Below are 17,473 nucleotides of genomic sequence, written 5' to 3' on the forward strand. Positions count from 1 at the left end.
CTCAACCGGTTCCGCGTCGTGTTCCTGAAGATCTGAAGACTCGCATGGACATACAAGTCCACTAGTCTGTCTCTCCTATTTCCCCTAGCGCTTCATTAACCCACTCTAGCGCGTCCCTAGCCGACGGGGGTCTGTGGTTGGCTCTCGTTCGAGTAAGCGCCTCAACAAGATCTACGAATAGAGATGGAACTGCCGCACTCGCCGGCAGACGATCCAACTGCTGGTTCTCCACCCTTCTAAGGATCTCATCCATCGACGAAGCGCCGTGGGTATACGGGTTCATACCTGTAATGCATTCGAACACGGTAGTCCCGAGCGCGAATAGATCCGCCCTAGTGTCGATTTCGCTCTTCACATTATTGAATTGTTCTACAGGCGCGTAGCCTGGGGTGAACAAACCAAAGCGGCTAGAAGTTGCGGTGAGCGAACCCATATCCAAGAAACGGGCGATCCCGAAATCGAGAAGCCACGCCTGCCCCTCAGGGTCGATGATGATGTTCTCGGGCTTGATGTCCCGATGCACAACAGGAATTCGCTCTGCCTTGACGAGCACATCGAGAATATCGCGGGTCATCGCCATCGTTTGAAGACCCGACAGTGGCCCCCCAGCAAGACACTCTCTGAGGTTCTTCCCAGCGATTTGTTGCTCCACAATGTAGATCACATCGCCAGTCGGAGAGGGGACGGACGCTGCTTCAATGATCCTGGGGACGCGTGCATCGACGCCCAGGGCATCTGGAGCACGAACCTCACGCAGCACCCGCTCCCGGTCCGCGCGCCCCGGATGGAAGAGCTTCAGAACGGTGGGTGCACCATTCGCGTCAAGGCAGCGAAAGACAGCTTTCTGACCCCCGCCTGGTAATTCGCGGAAATCATGGTATTTCCCAAACGTATGCTCGATCCATGCACTGTCGAAAGCCACGATCCCCCCACGTGAATACTCTCGGAGACTACAATGTCGCGCGCCACGCCCAGTCACTAAACATCCAACTGACATATGACACAGGGAGACGTCGCTCAATTGCAGGCAACTTTGGCTTGGTGATTGTTGTCTGAGACGTCAGGAGTCCAACCCCCATCCTTTCAGCCTCGTTCAGTAGCCGAACACTTGGCTCCGTCCCAGTAAGGAAGAACGACTCCGATGCGAACCAGCTGTTTCTCACGGCCTGGTGCAACCCCGAAGTGCTTCCAGACATCTTCGCTTCGATTGCTACAAGCCTCCGTACTGCAAAAGTCTGCTCCAATGCGGCCGCACGGAAGGTAGATCCGTCTGACTCTACAGTCTGCGCAGCAATCAACCTCTCCAATGAGCGTTTGACTGGCGAACCGAATCTTTCGGCCAATGATTCTGCGGTTGATTGCCCTGCAAGCGACAGCAGCTGCAACAGTCTAAAGTCGTCCTCACCCAGTCCGACTCTCGCTTCAGGCCAAGAGCGACAAATAGAAGGATCCCAGAAGGCAATTACCGCGTCAGGATAGCCTCCGTCGATTCTCGGCTCGATGAAACAACTGACATGACATCGCTTAGTGGATTTCAGACACGGGTCTGCAAGGAACTCCTCCAGGAGTGTCAACTCTGGTCCGACAGTGGATCGCCGAAACGCCGGTCCACCCTTTGGAGCGAGTCCCGAATAGCGGCTCACTGTGTTCGCCGAGATCATGCAAGTCCCCCTGGACTAGCGTCGGTAGAACCTCCGCCACCGTGCGGCCCTCTGCCTCGAAGTATTGCAGAGGGCAAGCATTCGAGCAACGCATTAAGCTTCGTGAAACGATCCATCGGTTGGGTGGCGCAAAGTGCAGCCAAAATGAGCCTCGCCCGCGACTTGCATGGAACCGTGAGCACAAGAAGGGACTCGATACGAAGGATTGGGCGGTCCCCTAACGCGAAATCGGAGAGATGCGGACGTGGGCTGATTCCGATTGCGCCTACTGCACCTACTGGCGCCGGCTTGCCAACGTTCGACCTGTGCATACGTACCCACTCCACGTCAAATCGGTACGAATACGCAACGCCCTACTTGAAGGGCGGCGAGTAGATCCCTATGCACGAGAATTGCGTCGGGTGGGTGATGGTTGTGCCCACAAAGAGATGCACATTCCTCTTCTTCGGCCCCATTTGTTCGTTGTACTTGTCGAGCACGTCGTTCTTCGCTTTTTCGGATCCCCACTTAGCTAACTGCCCTCGATACAACTCATACGGTTCCCAATCGAATACCTGCAAATCATGCCCCGTGCAGTCAGGATTATCTGCGCATCTGAACTTGTATCTGAACGTCCAAGGCACTTTCTGCAACGGCTTCTTGGACGTCTCAAACAGACTCTCCTGGTTCATAATGGCCAACTGTTTGTCGCTCCATGTCGCAGCATCAGATTGCAGGTAGAACTCTGCGTCGTCGGCAACTCGCACAAGCCCGATCGACCCTTCGAACTTGTCCGCGCGCACCTGCAGATGCTCCATCGTGCTGGCCATGGGCAGTATGAGCTGGTCTCGCCGCACCCAGTCTGGCTTGTCCTTCTTGCCTCCTTTGTAGAAGGCATCCACGGTCTTGATGCTCTCGGACACAGGAGTATAGGTGTCCCGACGACAGTCCGCTGCTTTGTGTGTCACGTCAGCCTCGATGACATGCCACTTCTTGAACCACTGTGAGTATGGTAAGTCCCTGAATCTCACAGGGTAGAGACGCACGAACTGTTGGCGATCAACATCAACTCCGGCAGTACAGACGGTCTCCTCGTACCTGGTGCTTGGATTCGGATACGTCTTTACGGTGACGACGATGCGTCTACGCTCGCCCATAGCGAAGATGCCTAACTTCATAGCCCGGCAGAAGAGGAACGATCGATTCCGCGATGATGCTTCTGTGACAGGATGCAGGGTCCTCTTCGAAGCATACGAGACAGACTCGGCTGTCGGCAGCCAGCGATCTCAGTTGCTCCAGTGCATCCGGCCGATCCTTGAGACTCCGTTTGAACTCTACGGCGAATTCCTCGAATGCCCAGCCAGATTTGAGCCTCTCCCTCTGCGGTTTCGGATTGCCGAGGGCGCGAAGGTGTACGTACTCAATTCCGTTCGCCCGCAGTAACTCAGCGAGCCGGGACTTTGAGAAGCCTCTCTTTCTACTGATTGGCATCTCACGCACGTCTACCACCACTTGAATGCGCTGAACCCTGAGCCGTTCGACCCATTGCTCAACGGTGAATCCCTCATATCCGATCGTGCATAGTGGCGTCATATGATCCACCCCCAGCTGTATCTGCGGCGTCAATGGGAAGCGACCAGCGCTCAGGGCAAGAGTACCAGAAAGGTTCGTGGTTTGGACTATGCGAGTATGCGGTGATTGGCCTGCAGCGACAACGTCGACGTGCCGCTGGAGCAGCCCTGGCAACGACTGACTTGAGGGCGGTCGGGGCTCCTTTAAGTCATCATTGAGAGCGCCAAAATGAATCAAAACCCCAGCTCAGAGGCCCGATCGATGGTTTTCGAGACCGCCGCATTCAACCACTCTGCCACCTCTCCGCGGTGACACACCCTCGCGCGTGCGAGAGCGGCGACTTCGCAGTATAGCGAGGAGGTGCGGGTGGGGCAATCAAAACCGCTGCTGACTCACCACCATCTCCAGTCGCGGCGAGATGGCTGGGACAGAAACTGATCATTTCATAAGTGCCCAGCCTGTTAGCTAGCGGTGCCGCCCCCAGACAGTCAAGCCCAGAAACACGGTCCAGCAGATTCCGATAATGACGTATACAGCAATGATTGCTCTTCTGCGACGACCTTCTGCCTTTGGAAAATGTCCCCTCACAAGCCAAGGAGAAGATATCGCGATCAGCGGCCCTACTGAGAGAAGTACCCACTCGCCGGTAGTCACCTTGGTTCCCTACTATCATTGATTTCGTGCGAAGACCGCTTCTGGGGCCGGACACCGAGACTCGTCTCCATCACGACGCCGACCACCCTTCAGTTCGCACCCACACACCGTCGAAGGGCTTCTCGGCCGCAGCGGCAGCAGCAACTGGCATGACAAACGCCGCGATGAGATCGACGGCCTCTGCAAGACTAGGCGGCGTAGCATCAGCTGTGAGACCGACCTTCTTCACGAACACCGCCCACTGGGCCTGCACCTCCGACCGACCGGTGCATTCAATCCCCAGCTCCTCCGGCCGAGTCGTAGGCAACGCGGTCCCACGTTGCCCGAATGTCGCCACAAGGCTCGCGTGCAGATCCTCGCCCTTGAATGGAACGGAGTTCGCCAGCATCCAGATGTCGTAATAGTCCTTCACTCGGCTATTGAGCAGGCCTTTGCTGATCATCGTCTCGAACTTCTCGGCCACTGCCGTGGACGGCTGGTATGCGAGGATGCGCGGGGCGTCCATATCGAGCAGCGTCGGGTAGTTCACCCATCCGGGTTCTGGCACAGCCAAGTCATCGATTCCGATGTCAAGCTGGAGACGAATGCGCGCACCAGATAGAGTTCCCTCAATTGTCGCGCGCACCCCTGGGTATCTGTCCTCCACGGTAATCGGCATAGCGTCGACAGCCGATGAGAACTCCATGCCATCGGCTACCTCAATGGCGAGGCACTCGCGAATCACTTCCGTGACAGCTTCTGGCGAGTTGTCGATGCGTCCCAAGAAGTCTATGTCTCGAGTGGGCCGAGCGACGGCGCCGTCCCACACTCGCAGCATGGCCGCCCCTTTCACAATCAGGCGGTCAGCCCACTGGGTCTTCGATAGGCGATAGAGGAAGCGTTCCATCGCGTAGTACTGAAGGGCCTGGTTGAAATCGAGCCCGATTTCGTCAGCCTTGTTCTTTAGACGCGCTCGAATCGAGGTGGACAGGTCTGAAGGATGTCGCGCGGTCACAGGAGTGCCTGCAGATAGGGTTCGACCACGGTTTGCACCTTATCCACTCGTGCGAACCCCATGATCTCGGCCGGGGTAGCCATCTTCTTCCTCACCACTTCCTGAAGCGCTTCCAGCGCAACGTCTAGGCCAATCCTGTTGCGGTACTTGAAGCAATCCGCAACTGTCTTGGCAACACTGAACACGTGGACCTCCGTGCCTGCCACCGAGTGCGTCTCAACGCCCGCTTGCAGAGCCTGCGCGTTCATGTTGAATACCTGCACTCGCGGATGATCGATCTTGGGAGGCCTGACATTCCTCGATAGCGCTATCTGCACAGCACTCGGTATCTGAGTCCCGATATCATGGAAATCGAGCGCGCTTACCAGGCATAGCACCGCCTTGGGGACACGTCGCATGATGGCTGCCACATCTGGGCTCTCTGGGAGTGAGGCGGATGCGAGAACATAAACACCCCTGCTGAGCGCTTCCAGCTTGCCGTGCTCGCGCATCCAGTAGAACGTCCGCCGATGTATCCCCGCTTCGAATGCCTCACCTGTGCGCATGACTCCACCGTGGCTCGCGAAGATGCCCTCGGCTACTTTGATTGCGGTGTCAGTCGGCTCTCTCATGGGACATATAGTACAACAACTGGCGCTAGATGTTGCATATTTTGTCCCACCGATGGAAATGAGTCCACACTCAAACTGACTTTGGGACGATTAGGGCCTCTTCGCCCGCATGGGGGCGCTTGGCTGAATCGAAACCCCAGCTCAGAGGCCCGATCGATGGTTTTCGAGACCGCCGCATTCAACCACTCTGCCACCTCTCCGCGGTGACACACCCTCGCGCGTGCGAGAGCGGCGACTTCGCAGTATAGCGAGGAGGTGCGGGTGGGGCAATCGAAACACTAGGCGGGATCCCTACCCGGTACGGATTCACACTCTAGATTCTATTTCGACGTCATCCCGCGTTGTCAGACAGGTGCGTCAGGAAGGCCAAGGGATACGCGAACACCAGTTCCGAGGCTTGGACTGCATGCCGGGCGAATAGCTACCAGGCGATCCTTGCGTCCAAGTGCTGGCCGAACCCGTATCCAACTAACCTTCCGAAGCAAGACAGGATTCTCAAACGGACCGCGATTCGGTGACGCCCCGCTATCGAGCTGACGCGCTACAGCTCTTTCGCGGCGAATATCCGGCAGGAAATCGCAGCTGAGCCGGCAAGGATCAGGGCGAGGATGAACGGCGAGAAACGCAGGAGCGTGACGATCGTCGCCTCCGTCGGCATGGGCACGCCTGCGGAGTTGAGAAGATAGACTGCCAGCGTCGGGACCGCAAGAACAGCGATCAGCATCACGCGGCTCTTCTCGACGCTGAACCGGTAGATGAGCGGGATCATCACGCTCATGAACAGCAGCGCCACCAGTAGGATGGCCCATACGGTCATGAGACGCTCCTGAAGTCCCGTCTGGTCCCCCAGCATTGGGGCCGCAAACATCATTGCAAGCCCGATCACCCCGCCGAGCAGTGCGAGCAGAATCGCAAGCACGTACTTTGCGAGCACGATCTGTGTCCTCGTCACGGGCAGCGAGACTGCGTAGGCGTTCCATCTCGCCAGGTCGTCCTGAGCAAACGAGGAGATCGGAAGCATCGCGAGGAACATCATTGCCATCGCCGATATGTAGGTCGCGCTGTGCATCATGAGCGCATAGATGAGAAAGAATGCTGTCATGTACAGCGCCGTGCGCAGCATGCGGCGTGAGGCGAACAAGTCCTTGAAAATGAGTCCTTTCACCGCTCCGCTCCCCTCGCGTAGAACACCATGACGTCTTCGATACTCGCATCATCGATCGCGAAGTCCGCGTACTTGCTGCGGGAAAGGCCTCCTCCGGCGAGAAGCACATCGTATCCGAAACGGTTCTTCCGGTACCCGATGATATCGGAGGCGTCTACCCGCTCGAAATCGGCGAGGCCACAGTGCAGCACACCGTAGCCTTCCGTAAGATCGTCCTTCGACGAACTCAGCACCACACGACCGTTGCTGATGAAGGTGACGTAGTCGGCGATCTTCTCGAGGTCTGTCGTGATGTGCGAAGAGAAGAGGATCGAGTTCTCCTCGTTCTGGATGAATTCGAGGAAGATGTCGAGTATCTCGCTGCGTGCGACTGGGTCCAAGCCACTCGTGGGCTCGTCGAGAATGAGCAGCCGCGGATCATGTGCGAGTGCCGCCGCGATGGAGAGTTTCATCTTCATGCCCCTGGAATACTCCTTGACGGTCTTCCCCTTCGGTAACCGGAACTGGTCCAGCAAACGGCCGAACTCGACCTCATCCCAGTTGCCGAACACGCCGGCAAGGATCCGCGAGATGTCGGACGGCCTTAACGTGTCATGGAACCCGCTCTCGTCGAGAACGACGCCAAGCTGGGACTTGGCCTGCCGCTCGCCCTCGATGTTGTCGAGCCCGAGGATGCGAACACTGCCGGCATCCCTCCCGATCAGGTTCAGGATGAGTTTGATGGTCGTCGTCTTGCCTGCGCCATTCTCGCCGACAAACCCCATGATGCTGCCCTTTGGCAGCTGAAAGCTCACGTCCTCGAGCTTGAACCCATCGTAATTCTTGGTCAGATGATCCACCTGCAGACTCAGTTCCACCGGTCTTCCTCTCCGCACAACGCATCGAACATCTCGCGAAGTTCTTCGCGACTGATTCCACTCGAAACCGCAACGTCCACCGCCTGCTGCAGATGACTCTCTGCGGCACGCAAACGCTCCTCCCGCATCAGCTCGAGATTGCCGCCGGCAACGAAGCTCCCTTTGCCCGTCACGGTCTCGATGAAGCCATCACGCTCCAGGTCCTCGTAGGCGCGTTTGGTGGTGATGACGCTTATGCGCAACTCCTTCGCCAATAGGCGCATGGACGGCAGCGCCTCGCCCTCCTCGAGGACGCCACTCAGGATCAGGCCCTTGATCTGCGAACTGATCTGCTCGTAGATGGGCTTGCCACTCGACCCACTGATGATGATATCCATGTATCGCCAAATCAATAGTGTATATATACGCTATATACACTATAGCAGTCGACCGAGAGCCTCGCAAGAGCACGCTGCGGTCCCGGGCGGAATGACAACGCGGCGCCATTGGAACCGTGCCAGCGCAGTTTCTCGCTGCGGGTTTGGGATGCGATCCGCCAGCATGAGCTCTGGTGATCGCTATCAGGCCGATAGGCCGGAAGAGGCCTCACGACCGGCCGAAAAGTGGAAATGTCGCGTCTGCGCGAAACGAGCCAAACCCCAGCTCAGAGGCCCGATCGATGGTTCTCAAGACCGCCGCATTCAACCACTCTGCCACCCCTCCGCGGTGACACACCCTCGCGCGTGCGAGAGCGGCGACTTCGCCGTTTAGCGAGGAGGTGCGGGTGGGGCAATCGGGGCTTGCCTACTTCACCGGCCGCGGATACCGCTGCGTCATGCCCGCGGTCACTGCACCTGCCACGGCAACACCTGCCGCGACGAAGAAGCCAGCCGACACCGCATGGAAGGTCGCTGTGTTGGCCCCTGGACTGGTTCCGTGCAACACGCTCGTGAACACGCTGCCCGCAAGCGCAACTCCCAGCACCATGCCCACGTTTCGCGCCTCGGCGAGGATGCCGGACGCGATACCTCGCCGATTCAACGGCGAGGAGCCCAGAAGCGCGCTATTGTTCGGCGAGACGAAGATGCCGATCCCAAACCCCATCAGCGCCAGAACCAGCACCAAAAGGGGTATCGGCACCGTCGGGCCGAGCAAGCCGAACGCGAGAAGGCTGACGGCCAGCACAACCATGCCGGCGACTGAAGGCGTTCGCGTGCCGATGCGGTCTGACAGTGAACCCGCAAACCGCGTCATGATCGCCATCACGAGCGGCATCACCATCAGCAATGCACCCGCTTGAGAGAGCGACAGAGCACGTGCATGCTGCAGATAGGACGGCATGAGAAAGATCACCGTGTAGACACACACGTAGTTGAGCACCGCTGTGAGCGTCGATGCCGAGAAGGTCCGGTTGCGAAACAGCGACAGATCCACAAGAGGGTGGGTCCGGCGCCGCTCCAGCAAGATGAACGCTGCAAGAAGCCCCACAGCGACCGCGAGGAGCACGAGCACCCCCGTCGAGGTCCATCCCCACTGAGATCCCATGTTGAGCGCGAGAACAAGCGCGACCAGACCGACGAAGAACGTAGCAGCACCAGGTACATCGAAGCGTTCGCGAGCTCCGGATCCCCCACCCGCAGGGATGAAACGCCACGCAAGCAGCAATGCCGTGATACCCACAGGTACGTTAACGTAGAAGATCGCCTGCCACCCGAAGCGAGCGGCCAGGAAGGCGCCGATCGGTGGTCCCATAGTGAGCCCCAAGTACGTGAACGTCCCCTGCGTCCCCAGCACCCTGCCGCGCATGCTCGGCGGGAAGTTCGACGTCGTGATAGCCGGCGAAGAAGCGAAGAGCATGGCGGCACCGAGCGCCTGGAACCCGCGAAAGCCAACCAACACATATGCGTTGGGAGACAGACCGCACAAGACCGAGCCGAGCACGAACAGGCAAAAACCTGTCATGTACATCTTCTTGTGACCGAACATGTCGCCGATACGACCGAACATGAGCAGTGTGCCGCTGACCACGAGCAGGTAGATGATGACGACCCACTCGATGGACGCAACGCTGGCGTGGAACGCCTCTCCAATGACCGGCCAGACCACGTTCACAACGCTGCAATCGAGCGCGGACATGAAATTCCCGGCGGCAACCGACGCGAGGATCCACCATGCCCCCGGCGGCACTTTGGGTTGAGGTCGGCTAGACTCAGTGACAGCTGCTACTTGGTTCATGCGGATTCCTTCTCGGCAAGACAGGCGGTGTCCTACCGCCTCAGTCTATGATACCAGCGATTGGCTGAAGACCCAGTGGCCCAAGGCCTGTGGGATATGAATATGGATGGTCACAAGACACCTAGTCTGGGTGCCTGCCGAACGCCGGGTTCTCGGGCGACCCTCCGGAAGGCATTGCGGTGACTCCCATGTCCGCCGACGTGGACCAGGTCATCGGCAGCATTCCGGCCGACGAGGTCCCCTTACCGCTTCGTCTTGGGACTCACGCCTAGTCCTACAGCAATCAGGCCCAGCCCGGCCGCTATTGCCCCAATGCCCGGCCCGGGGAGTATCAGCAGCGGAATGCCCACCACCACGAGTCCGACCCCGGCTACGACCGAGAAGCAGCCGCCGCATCCCATGCGAGCTGGAGGCTTGCCTACCTCAGGCCCAGTCGAGTTGGGGGGTGTATTCATGCGAGCATCATATCGCGTTCGGCCGCAGTCGCTACCATGATGTCCTCACAAGCCGGAGCTCGCTGTCGAACGTCAGCTTGTCGTCCGCTTTCATGCTGTCACTGCCAGCGGTGAAGACATCCGCCACCGTGATCTTTGCTCCGGCCGGATTCTGGCAGATCACGTTGTCACCCGAACTCGCCGAGCATCCCGCCGAATGGATCGTTCAGCCACGCCGCTCCCCCGGTCTTCGCTGCACACTCACAGTCGTCACGAGTATTGCAGCGAAATTCACATGCGGCTCGCTGCCCCTTCCGCGATCAGGCACAAACTGGATTCGTCGAATCTTGTGCTAGTGTTTCTCTTGAATCGGCGCCGTCATCTTCAGCGCTTTCTGGTAATCACCAGAACCATCAGTGGCCATACGGAGGCAGACTCTATGACCGTAGGACGACCACATGGACGTCTCAGGCTACTCGGCGAGCAGCTCGCCAAGGTCCTCGGTGCGACCCCCAAGACTGCAAGGACTACCGAGCACGAACTGGAGGACGAGATCCCGCAGGATCGAGACGCACTTCTCGCCGTCTGGACAGAGAAGGCGGAGAGAAGCAGCTTCCTCGATCCTGCTCTGTACGAGAAATACGACGTCAAACGCGGACTGCGCGATCAGAATGGTAAGGGAGTCCTTGCTGGACTCACGTGCATAGGCGATGTTGTCAACACTCCCGCCAGCGGCGATGCGTCAGTTCCGGTACCCGGACGGCTTCTCTACCGCGGAATCATGATCACTGAGCTCGTTGACGGTCTCGCCAAGGACGACCGACCGGGTTTTGAGGAAACCGCCTACCTCATTCTGTTCGGCAAACTCCCCAACCGGGCGGAATTGAATGCGTTCGACACGTACTTGTCCGGTATGCGCAAGATCCCGCGGTCGTTCATTCACGATGACATCCTGCGCATGCCGAGCCGAGACATCATGAACGCCATGATGCGAAGCGTGCTCGGCCTGTACACGCTCGACGCAAAGGCCGACGACGCCTCGATCCAGAACGTTCTGCGACAGAGTCTGCACTTGATCGCGAAGCTCCCCATGATTGCGGTCTATGCCTATCAGGCTTACCTCGAGGAGTTCTCCGGCAAGAGCCTTGTAATTCATCGGCCTGAGTCCCACTACTCGACTGCGGAGAACTTCCTGCATATGCTCCGCCCCGACAGCACTTTCACCCAACTCGAGGCGACGGTTCTGGACCGGATGCTGGTGCTGCATGCCGAGCATGGGGGCGGTAACAACTCGTCGTTTACCACCCACGTCGTCTCATCCACAGGAACAGACACATATTCGGCAATCGCCGCCTCTCTCGGATCGCTCAAGGGTCCTCGGCACGGCGGTGCGAACCTCAAAGTGGTGCAGATGTTTGACGACCTCAAGACGGTGGTCTCCGACTGGAAGGACGACCGGCAGATCACCGACTACCTGCGCCGCGTGCTGGACAAGGAGGCGTTCGACAAGAGTGGCTTGATCTATGGACTGGGCCACCCTGTGTACACTGTCTCCGATCCCCGAGCCACCATTCTTGAGGGCTATGCGGAACAGCTTGCCCTGGCGAAGGGCTACACCGAGGACTTTGAATTGCACTCGCGGGTTGCGCGAATCGCCCCACTCGTTGTCGCTGAGAAGCATGCGTCGCACAAAGGGGTTTGCATCAACGTCGACTTCTATTCCGGCTTCGTCTACCGAATGCTCGATATCCCGACTGAACTCTATACGCCACTGTTCGCGATCTCGCGCATTGTGGGATGGAGCGCACACCGGCTCGAGGAACTGGGCAACGGCGGCAAGATCATCCGCCCCGCGTACCAGAGTGTGCTCCCGGCACAGCCCTACGTGCCGATCGGGGATCGCTAGCCTTGCGCATTGCCGCATTGCCGCACTGGCAGTGGGCTGGTACTTTGGAATCTGAGCGGGAGGATCTCGCCAAATCAACGCCGTAGCCGACCATCCTGGGAAGCCGGACGCATCTAAGGGAGAGCCTCCATGACCACTCGACAGCAGATGACACGCCGGTACGTGATAGTGGGGCTTGCCATACTGGCAGTGCTTGCCCTGCTCGGCGCACTCGTCTCCTGCGATTCGGGGGAGAAGGAGAGCGGCACCAAATCGGATGCCGGCGGACAGCTTCCCTCCGCAGATTCTCCCACGAAGGCGATCGAGAATTTCTACTCAGCTAAGACCAAACACGGATTTGCGACCTTCCACAGCGGGAGTCAGCCTGACGAGAAGGTGGAATTCTGGTTCGACGAGAACGGTCGCTATCGTTTGACGTGGTACTACCCAGCAGAGAAGGCGGACAGCATAGCAAAGTACGGTGCAGTCCGAATCCATATGATCAGCCCGGACGGCTCTGTCGTCTACTACTGTCGGCCAGAGGACAAACTCTCAGAGCTCGCCTACACACGGGCCGAGAAGCAGCAGTGGACTTTCAACGGACCCCCAGGTTGGACGCCTGGGTCGGGTGTCGAGGAAGACGGCTACACGGTGTTCACGTACACCGCAGATAAACTCTGGGACATCGAGGGCGCTTCGCAACAGTTCTATCTCTACGATATGAAGGTATACACAAAGAACAATCAGATAGCGAAGATCGTCATGCGGACCAACAGCAAGAAGGTGCCCGTGAGTGAGTTGGTCGAAAGCCAGTTCACCATAAATGAGTTTGAGCTAGACGCGAAGATCCCCGCAGATGCATTCGAGTTGCCGTATCCCAAGAAGACAAAGTAGAAGAATCGGGAATCCCACTGGATCTCACCTTCGATCCCGGTGCACTATGAAGTGCCTCGGCACCTCATGACACGCTTCCCGGATCCCATTCCCGCGGACCGATGACGAAGAGCACGTCACCGATCTCAAGGTTGGTGGCGCCCACCGGGTTACCTATCGACTCGTTACCGCGCTTGACGGCAAGCACAGTGACACCGTGGCCAACGCGAAGCCCACTCTCGGCGATAGTCAAACCCGCAAGCGGCGAAGTCACAGTCAGTCGGAACGAGTACGTCGCGAGGTCAGGGATCTCGACACGCAAGTCGTGTACGGCGGTCGCCGCCGGCGACAGGCTGCGGGCCATGTCGCGCCATTCGGCGCGCACATCATCGACGAAGCTTTCGATCTCTTCGCGCGGTACCAGGCAACGAGCCAGCACGCGAGAGAATATCTCGATGGAGACTTCAAGCTCGTCCGCTATGACTTCGTCTGCCCCCAAGATGTGCAGAGCCTCGATTTCCGTGAGGTAGCGGCTGCGGACAAGTATGAAGGCGTTTGGGGCGATGCGGCGCGATAGCTCCGTGATACGTCGCGCGGCCGCCGGGTCATTGACCGCCACGACCACAACCAGGGCCTTCTCGGCGTTGACATAATGGAGAATCGCATCCGTGGTCGCGTCTCCATAGTGGAGGTGCATGCCGGCTCGGCGTTCGGAACGAACCGTCTCGGCACTGATGTCGATCGCAGCGTAGTCGACCCCTGCCTCGATCGCTGCACGGGCGACGTTCTTCCCGGTCACGCCGAAACCAACGATCACGATGTGCCGAGCGTAGTTGTGTGCAGAGGCGGCTAGTGATGCTCCGAACCCCGACCGCAACCTGCTCGTCCACGGCATGCGCTGCAGCGTCTCGGCAGTGCGCGGAGCCAGCGCGAAGAGTAGCGGCGCGGCAAGCATACTTAGCACAACCGTATCGAGCACGATCTGAAAAAGCTCGCCGCCGAGAAGCCCTGACGCAACCCCCGCCTGCGTCGCCACAAGAGAGAACTCCCCTATCTGCCCCAGCGCCATGCCCGCAAGAACAGCATTCCTCAATGGCAGCCCGGATGCAATCGCCGCCACGGCTCCGATAAGCGGCTTGATGACCAGAACACCGAGCGTCAGCGCCACGATGAGCCCCGGGTGCTGCAACAGGTAGGCCACATCGAGCTGCATTCCAACTGAGACGAAGAACAGGCACATGAACACATCACGAAAAGGCAGAATAACTCCAACTGCCTGGTGCGAGTATTCCGACTCGGAAATGATCAGCCCTGCGAGAAACGCTCCCAACGCGAGCGACAACCCCGCTTCCTGAGTCAGTAGTGCGATCGTGGCACAGATGGCAAGCACGCCGAGCAGAAACGCTTCCCGACTGTGTGTACGCGCGATCTGAAACAGCAGCCATGGCACAACCCAGCGATACGCTATCCACGCGCCGAGACCGACGGCTACGATGCGAATCAACAGCACAGCCACGCTAGACGATGATGCCGTCCCAGCCGCACCCGCGAGCAGTGGTGCCACCAGCATCAGCGGCACAACCGCGATGTCCTGATAGATGAGCGTGCCCAGCACCATGCGTCCGTGCGGGCTTTCCAACTCGGCGCGTTCCTGCAGGAGCCGAAGCACAATCGCTGTCGAACTCAACGCCACAACTGCGCCGAGGAACCCGCTCTGCGCCAGGGTTGCATCGAGAATCAAATACGTCGCGACCCCTACGACGACAGCAGTTCCGAACAGTTGGATCGACCCGCCCACCAAGAACTGGCGCCGTGTTGCCATCAGCCCGCTCACAGAGAGCTCAAGGCCGATTACGAAGAGCAGCAACACCACGCCAATTTCGGAGAGGTCCTTGATCTGTTCTGCTGCGCGAACCACCCCAAGAACATGGGGACCTGCAACGACACCCGTTAGGAGAAACCCGACGATCGATGGGATGCCGAGCTTGTGGCAGACAAGGGCAGCCACCACCGCGATGATGATTATGATCGTTATGCCGGACAGCAGTTCCATGAGGTCTTCACCCGACTCATACCACGCATGGGAACCCTATCGCGCACAGATCCGACCGCGCGTTCACGCGGTCAGACACCAGCTGCTTCGAGACGCAGCACCACTATCGCGACATCGTCATCGACTCTGCCACCTGCATGCGCAAGACAACTCTCGAGGAGCATCTGCGCGGTCTTTCCCCGCATGCGGCATTCGGCGGACTCAAGGTGGCTTAATACTCGGTCGATTCCGAACATCTCAGTCTTGCAGCCCGCCTCTATCAATCCATCGCTGAAGAATACGAGATCACTCGTGTCTCCAAGTGCGCATACGGCCGCACTGAATTCATAGTCCCGTATTACGCCGAGTGGCGGGTTTATCGGCATTTCGAGCACCGTCGGCACGCCTCCGATGCACAGAACTGGGACGGGATGGCCTGCGCTGGCAATGGTGATCGCCCCCGTCTCAACATCGATCACGCCATATATGACGGTTGCGAACTTGTCATCCGTTAGCTGTCGGCCCACCGCGTCATTGGCCCGAGCCAACACAACACACGGACTGGAGTCTTGATAGGCGAGGTTTCGCAGCGTGGCTCGGACCACAACGTTGGAAGCCACGGCTTCGATCCCTTTACCGCAGATATCGCCCAAGATGAAAGCGACGAGTCCCGGCGCCGGAGAGAACACGTCCCAGAAGTCCCCGCCCACGCGAACCCCTTCTGTCGCCGAGACATGCGCGTGCTCGATCTCGATGCCGCCGACACGATCAGGCACGGACAAGATGGCGTTTTGGAGCTGTTCCGCTATCCCGTGCTCCGCCTCCTCCCGGCGCTTAATCTCTCGGAACAGGAGAGCGTACGGCTCACGAAGCACCGTGTAGATGAGCACGCGGTAGATAACCACGAACGAGATGAGCACCAGGTAATGTCCGACGAAGTTCAGCAGCCCAAAGACGTCAACGTAGAGCGTAAAAGCAGCATCTGCGGCAATCATGAGGGCGATGGCCAGAAGGAGCATGCGGGCAACGCGAGGCTCAAAACGAGATCTGTCTCGCCACAGCAGTGCGAAGGCACCGGCAAACATCACCATGATCACGTACTCCGAGACTACCTTCGCAGTCGTGAGTCCCGCACCGTCCACGTACATCGTGGGGAAGACCGGCACGATCCAGATGCTTGCTAGCGCAAGGGACGTCAGCCCGCCAAACAAGATGAATACGCCCTGCACGGATATCGCTCTTCGCAGGGATATGCCCGCGGTTAGAAACCCCAACGCCGCCAGCACGCGCTCGATTATCCACAGCTGTGTCGGCAGATTCGATCCGCCCTGCGGGAAGATGCCCATGCCTTTGTATGCGAAGGCATGCAGCATCGCGATGCTCGCCACAAACAAGTACGTCATGCCGATAGCCAGCAGATAGCGATTGGCAGACACAAAGCGCGTATTCCAGGCGACGATGAAGATGCCGGCAGCAACAACCACAGAGAATGACTCGACCAGCGCGTGAAAGAGCAGGTAGTTTCCACGGCTGATGGGATACAAGATGGCAAAGCCGGCCACAAGAGTTGCCGCCGGAAGCACTGCGCGGATGAGAGATGCGTTTCGTGTGCTTCGTGTGCCTGTCATCCTACGGCGATGCCCCCAAAGAATACCTGTTCGGCTGACTGTGTCCGAAGCCCGTGCGTGGTTTGGGCCAGGGACTCTGGAAGATGGCACCACCCTGAGATACGTGGGATTCTCAGCGCCTCAAGCCTCGGAGTCACGAACCAGCTGCGCACGGCCGCACGCCGACCGAGTCCGTAGCCGTGGATACTCCTACTTGGCCAGTGTGACCGCTTGGCTATAGATACCCAGTTTGCCCTCGAGCGTTGTGCCCATCACCATGCCGGTCCCGCCCTTGTCGTACAGGAACAGGTACTGCTTCACACCATACGTCCATTTCCGATCAGGAAAGAGCTTGTCGAGCTTCTCTCTGGCCGCCTTCACGGCTGCCTGTTCTCCCTCACTGGGTGAGGCGGGCATCGGACGCACGTTTGCCTTGTTGTACGTGGATACCGAGGGCGCCTTGCTCAGTTCAGTCTCCGGGGACGCAAGCCCAACCGCGATGTGCCCATTGAGATACGGAACTTCAACGTACTCGACGTCCGCATCTCCCTTCGCCTCCCATGCGACTACCTCGTACCCCACGAAGGTTGGCTCGACGCCACGGACGTCCACATACTCTGTGCCCGCGACGGCGCTGTTCTTGATCTTGCCTGCGATGTGACTCTCAATCAATGCCGGCATCAGTGCTTTGGCCTTCTCGGCATTCGCGTCAAGCTTCATGACGTCGTACTTGTGGCTCGTGACCTGCTGAGCGGAACCGGAATCGGCGGCACCCTTGGAGTTGGAGCCCGACGACGACGAGCATCCCACGAGTAAGGTGCCTACGAGCAGCATCAACACCAGTGCCCAGCGAGTCTTCACGGTGCCCCCTTCACGGTTCATTCATAACGATGTCGAGACGCCACAATCATAGCAAACGAGGGAGTTCAAATAGT

The 17,473-nt window shown here is 58.6% G+C and carries 15 protein-coding genes; 2 read left to right on the plus strand and 13 right to left on the minus strand.

Going from position 1 to position 17,473, the window contains the following annotated elements; translation table 11 throughout:
* Window positions 1–61 precede the first annotated feature (61 nt).
* From HGA39_06020 to HGA39_06065, 10 genes are all read right to left on the minus strand, one after another.
* A complete protein-coding gene (locus tag HGA39_06020; GenBank protein NTW28905.1) occupies window positions 62–922 on the minus strand; it encodes a serine/threonine protein kinase in 861 nt (286 codons plus the stop codon).
* A 1,092-nt stretch (window positions 923–2,014) separates the two neighbouring features.
* On the minus strand, window positions 2,015–2,542 hold the full coding sequence (locus tag HGA39_06025; protein NTW28906.1) for a hypothetical protein: 528 nt from the start codon (window positions 2,540–2,542) through the stop codon (window positions 2,015–2,017).
* Window positions 2,543–2,783: 241 nt separating this feature from the next.
* Window positions 2,784–3,233 carry a DUF488 domain-containing protein gene (locus tag HGA39_06030; protein NTW28907.1) on the minus strand — a complete coding sequence of 150 codons (450 nt, stop codon included), beginning with the start codon at window positions 3,231–3,233 and terminating at the stop codon, window positions 2,784–2,786.
* A 703-nt stretch (window positions 3,234–3,936) separates the two neighbouring features.
* Window positions 3,937–4,860 (minus strand): nucleotidyl transferase AbiEii/AbiGii toxin family protein, encoded by a 924-nt coding sequence (locus tag HGA39_06035; protein NTW28908.1) that lies wholly within the window; start codon window positions 4,858–4,860, stop codon window positions 3,937–3,939.
* Entirely contained in the window at window positions 4,857–5,471 is a 615-nt protein-coding gene (locus HGA39_06040) for a transcriptional regulator (GenBank protein ID NTW28909.1), read from the minus strand. The genes HGA39_06035 and HGA39_06040 overlap by 4 nt, the downstream gene beginning before the upstream one ends.
* Window positions 5,472–6,012: 541 nt before the next feature.
* Window positions 6,013–6,636, minus strand: coding sequence for an ABC-2 transporter permease (locus tag HGA39_06045; protein NTW28910.1), 624 nt, complete (start codon window positions 6,634–6,636; stop codon window positions 6,013–6,015).
* Entirely contained in the window at window positions 6,633–7,493 is an 861-nt protein-coding gene (locus HGA39_06050; protein ID NTW28911.1) for an ABC transporter ATP-binding protein, read from the minus strand. The genes HGA39_06045 and HGA39_06050 overlap by 4 nt, the downstream gene beginning before the upstream one ends.
* Window positions 7,484–7,870, minus strand: a complete 387-nt coding sequence (locus HGA39_06055) for a GntR family transcriptional regulator (protein ID NTW28912.1) — start codon at window positions 7,868–7,870, stop codon at window positions 7,484–7,486. The genes HGA39_06050 and HGA39_06055 overlap by 10 nt, the downstream gene beginning before the upstream one ends.
* Window positions 7,871–8,276: 406 nt before the next feature.
* Window positions 8,277–9,707 (minus strand): MFS transporter, encoded by a 1,431-nt coding sequence (locus HGA39_06060; GenBank protein NTW28913.1) that lies wholly within the window; start codon window positions 9,705–9,707, stop codon window positions 8,277–8,279.
* A 242-nt stretch (window positions 9,708–9,949) separates the two neighbouring features.
* Window positions 9,950–10,162, minus strand: coding sequence for a hypothetical protein (locus HGA39_06065; protein NTW28914.1), 213 nt, complete (start codon window positions 10,160–10,162; stop codon window positions 9,950–9,952).
* 418 nt (window positions 10,163–10,580) lie between these two features.
* On the opposite strand from HGA39_06065, the gene HGA39_06070 reads away from it, so the two are divergent.
* Together HGA39_06070 and HGA39_06075 are read left to right on the plus strand one after the other, a co-directional pair.
* A complete protein-coding gene (locus HGA39_06070; GenBank protein ID NTW28915.1) occupies window positions 10,581–12,047 on the plus strand; it encodes a citrate/2-methylcitrate synthase in 1,467 nt (488 codons plus the stop codon).
* A gap of 129 nt (window positions 12,048–12,176) precedes the next feature.
* Window positions 12,177–12,920, plus strand: coding sequence for a hypothetical protein (locus HGA39_06075; GenBank protein ID NTW28916.1), 744 nt, complete (start codon window positions 12,177–12,179; stop codon window positions 12,918–12,920).
* 64 nt (window positions 12,921–12,984) lie between these two features.
* Here the strand turns inward: HGA39_06075 and HGA39_06080 are convergent, their stop codons facing one another.
* The 3 genes from HGA39_06080 to HGA39_06090 all read right to left on the minus strand — a co-directional run bounded on the left by HGA39_06080 (window position 12,985) and on the right by HGA39_06090 (window position 17,399).
* Complete coding sequence (locus HGA39_06080) at window positions 12,985–14,952, minus strand: potassium transporter KefB (protein ID NTW28917.1); 1,968 nt, start codon at window positions 14,950–14,952, stop codon at window positions 12,985–12,987.
* 71 nt (window positions 14,953–15,023) lie between these two features.
* Entirely contained in the window at window positions 15,024–16,559 is a 1,536-nt protein-coding gene (locus HGA39_06085) for a SpoIIE family protein phosphatase (protein ID NTW28918.1), read from the minus strand.
* A gap of 189 nt (window positions 16,560–16,748) precedes the next feature.
* On the minus strand, window positions 16,749–17,399 hold the full coding sequence (locus tag HGA39_06090; protein NTW28919.1) for a hypothetical protein: 651 nt from the start codon (window positions 17,397–17,399) through the stop codon (window positions 16,749–16,751).
* Window positions 17,400–17,473: the final 74 nt, after the last annotated feature.

This window comes from Coriobacteriia bacterium (assembly GCA_013336165.1).
Classification (GTDB): Bacteria; Actinomycetota; Coriobacteriia; order Anaerosomatales; family JAAXUF01; genus JAAXUF01.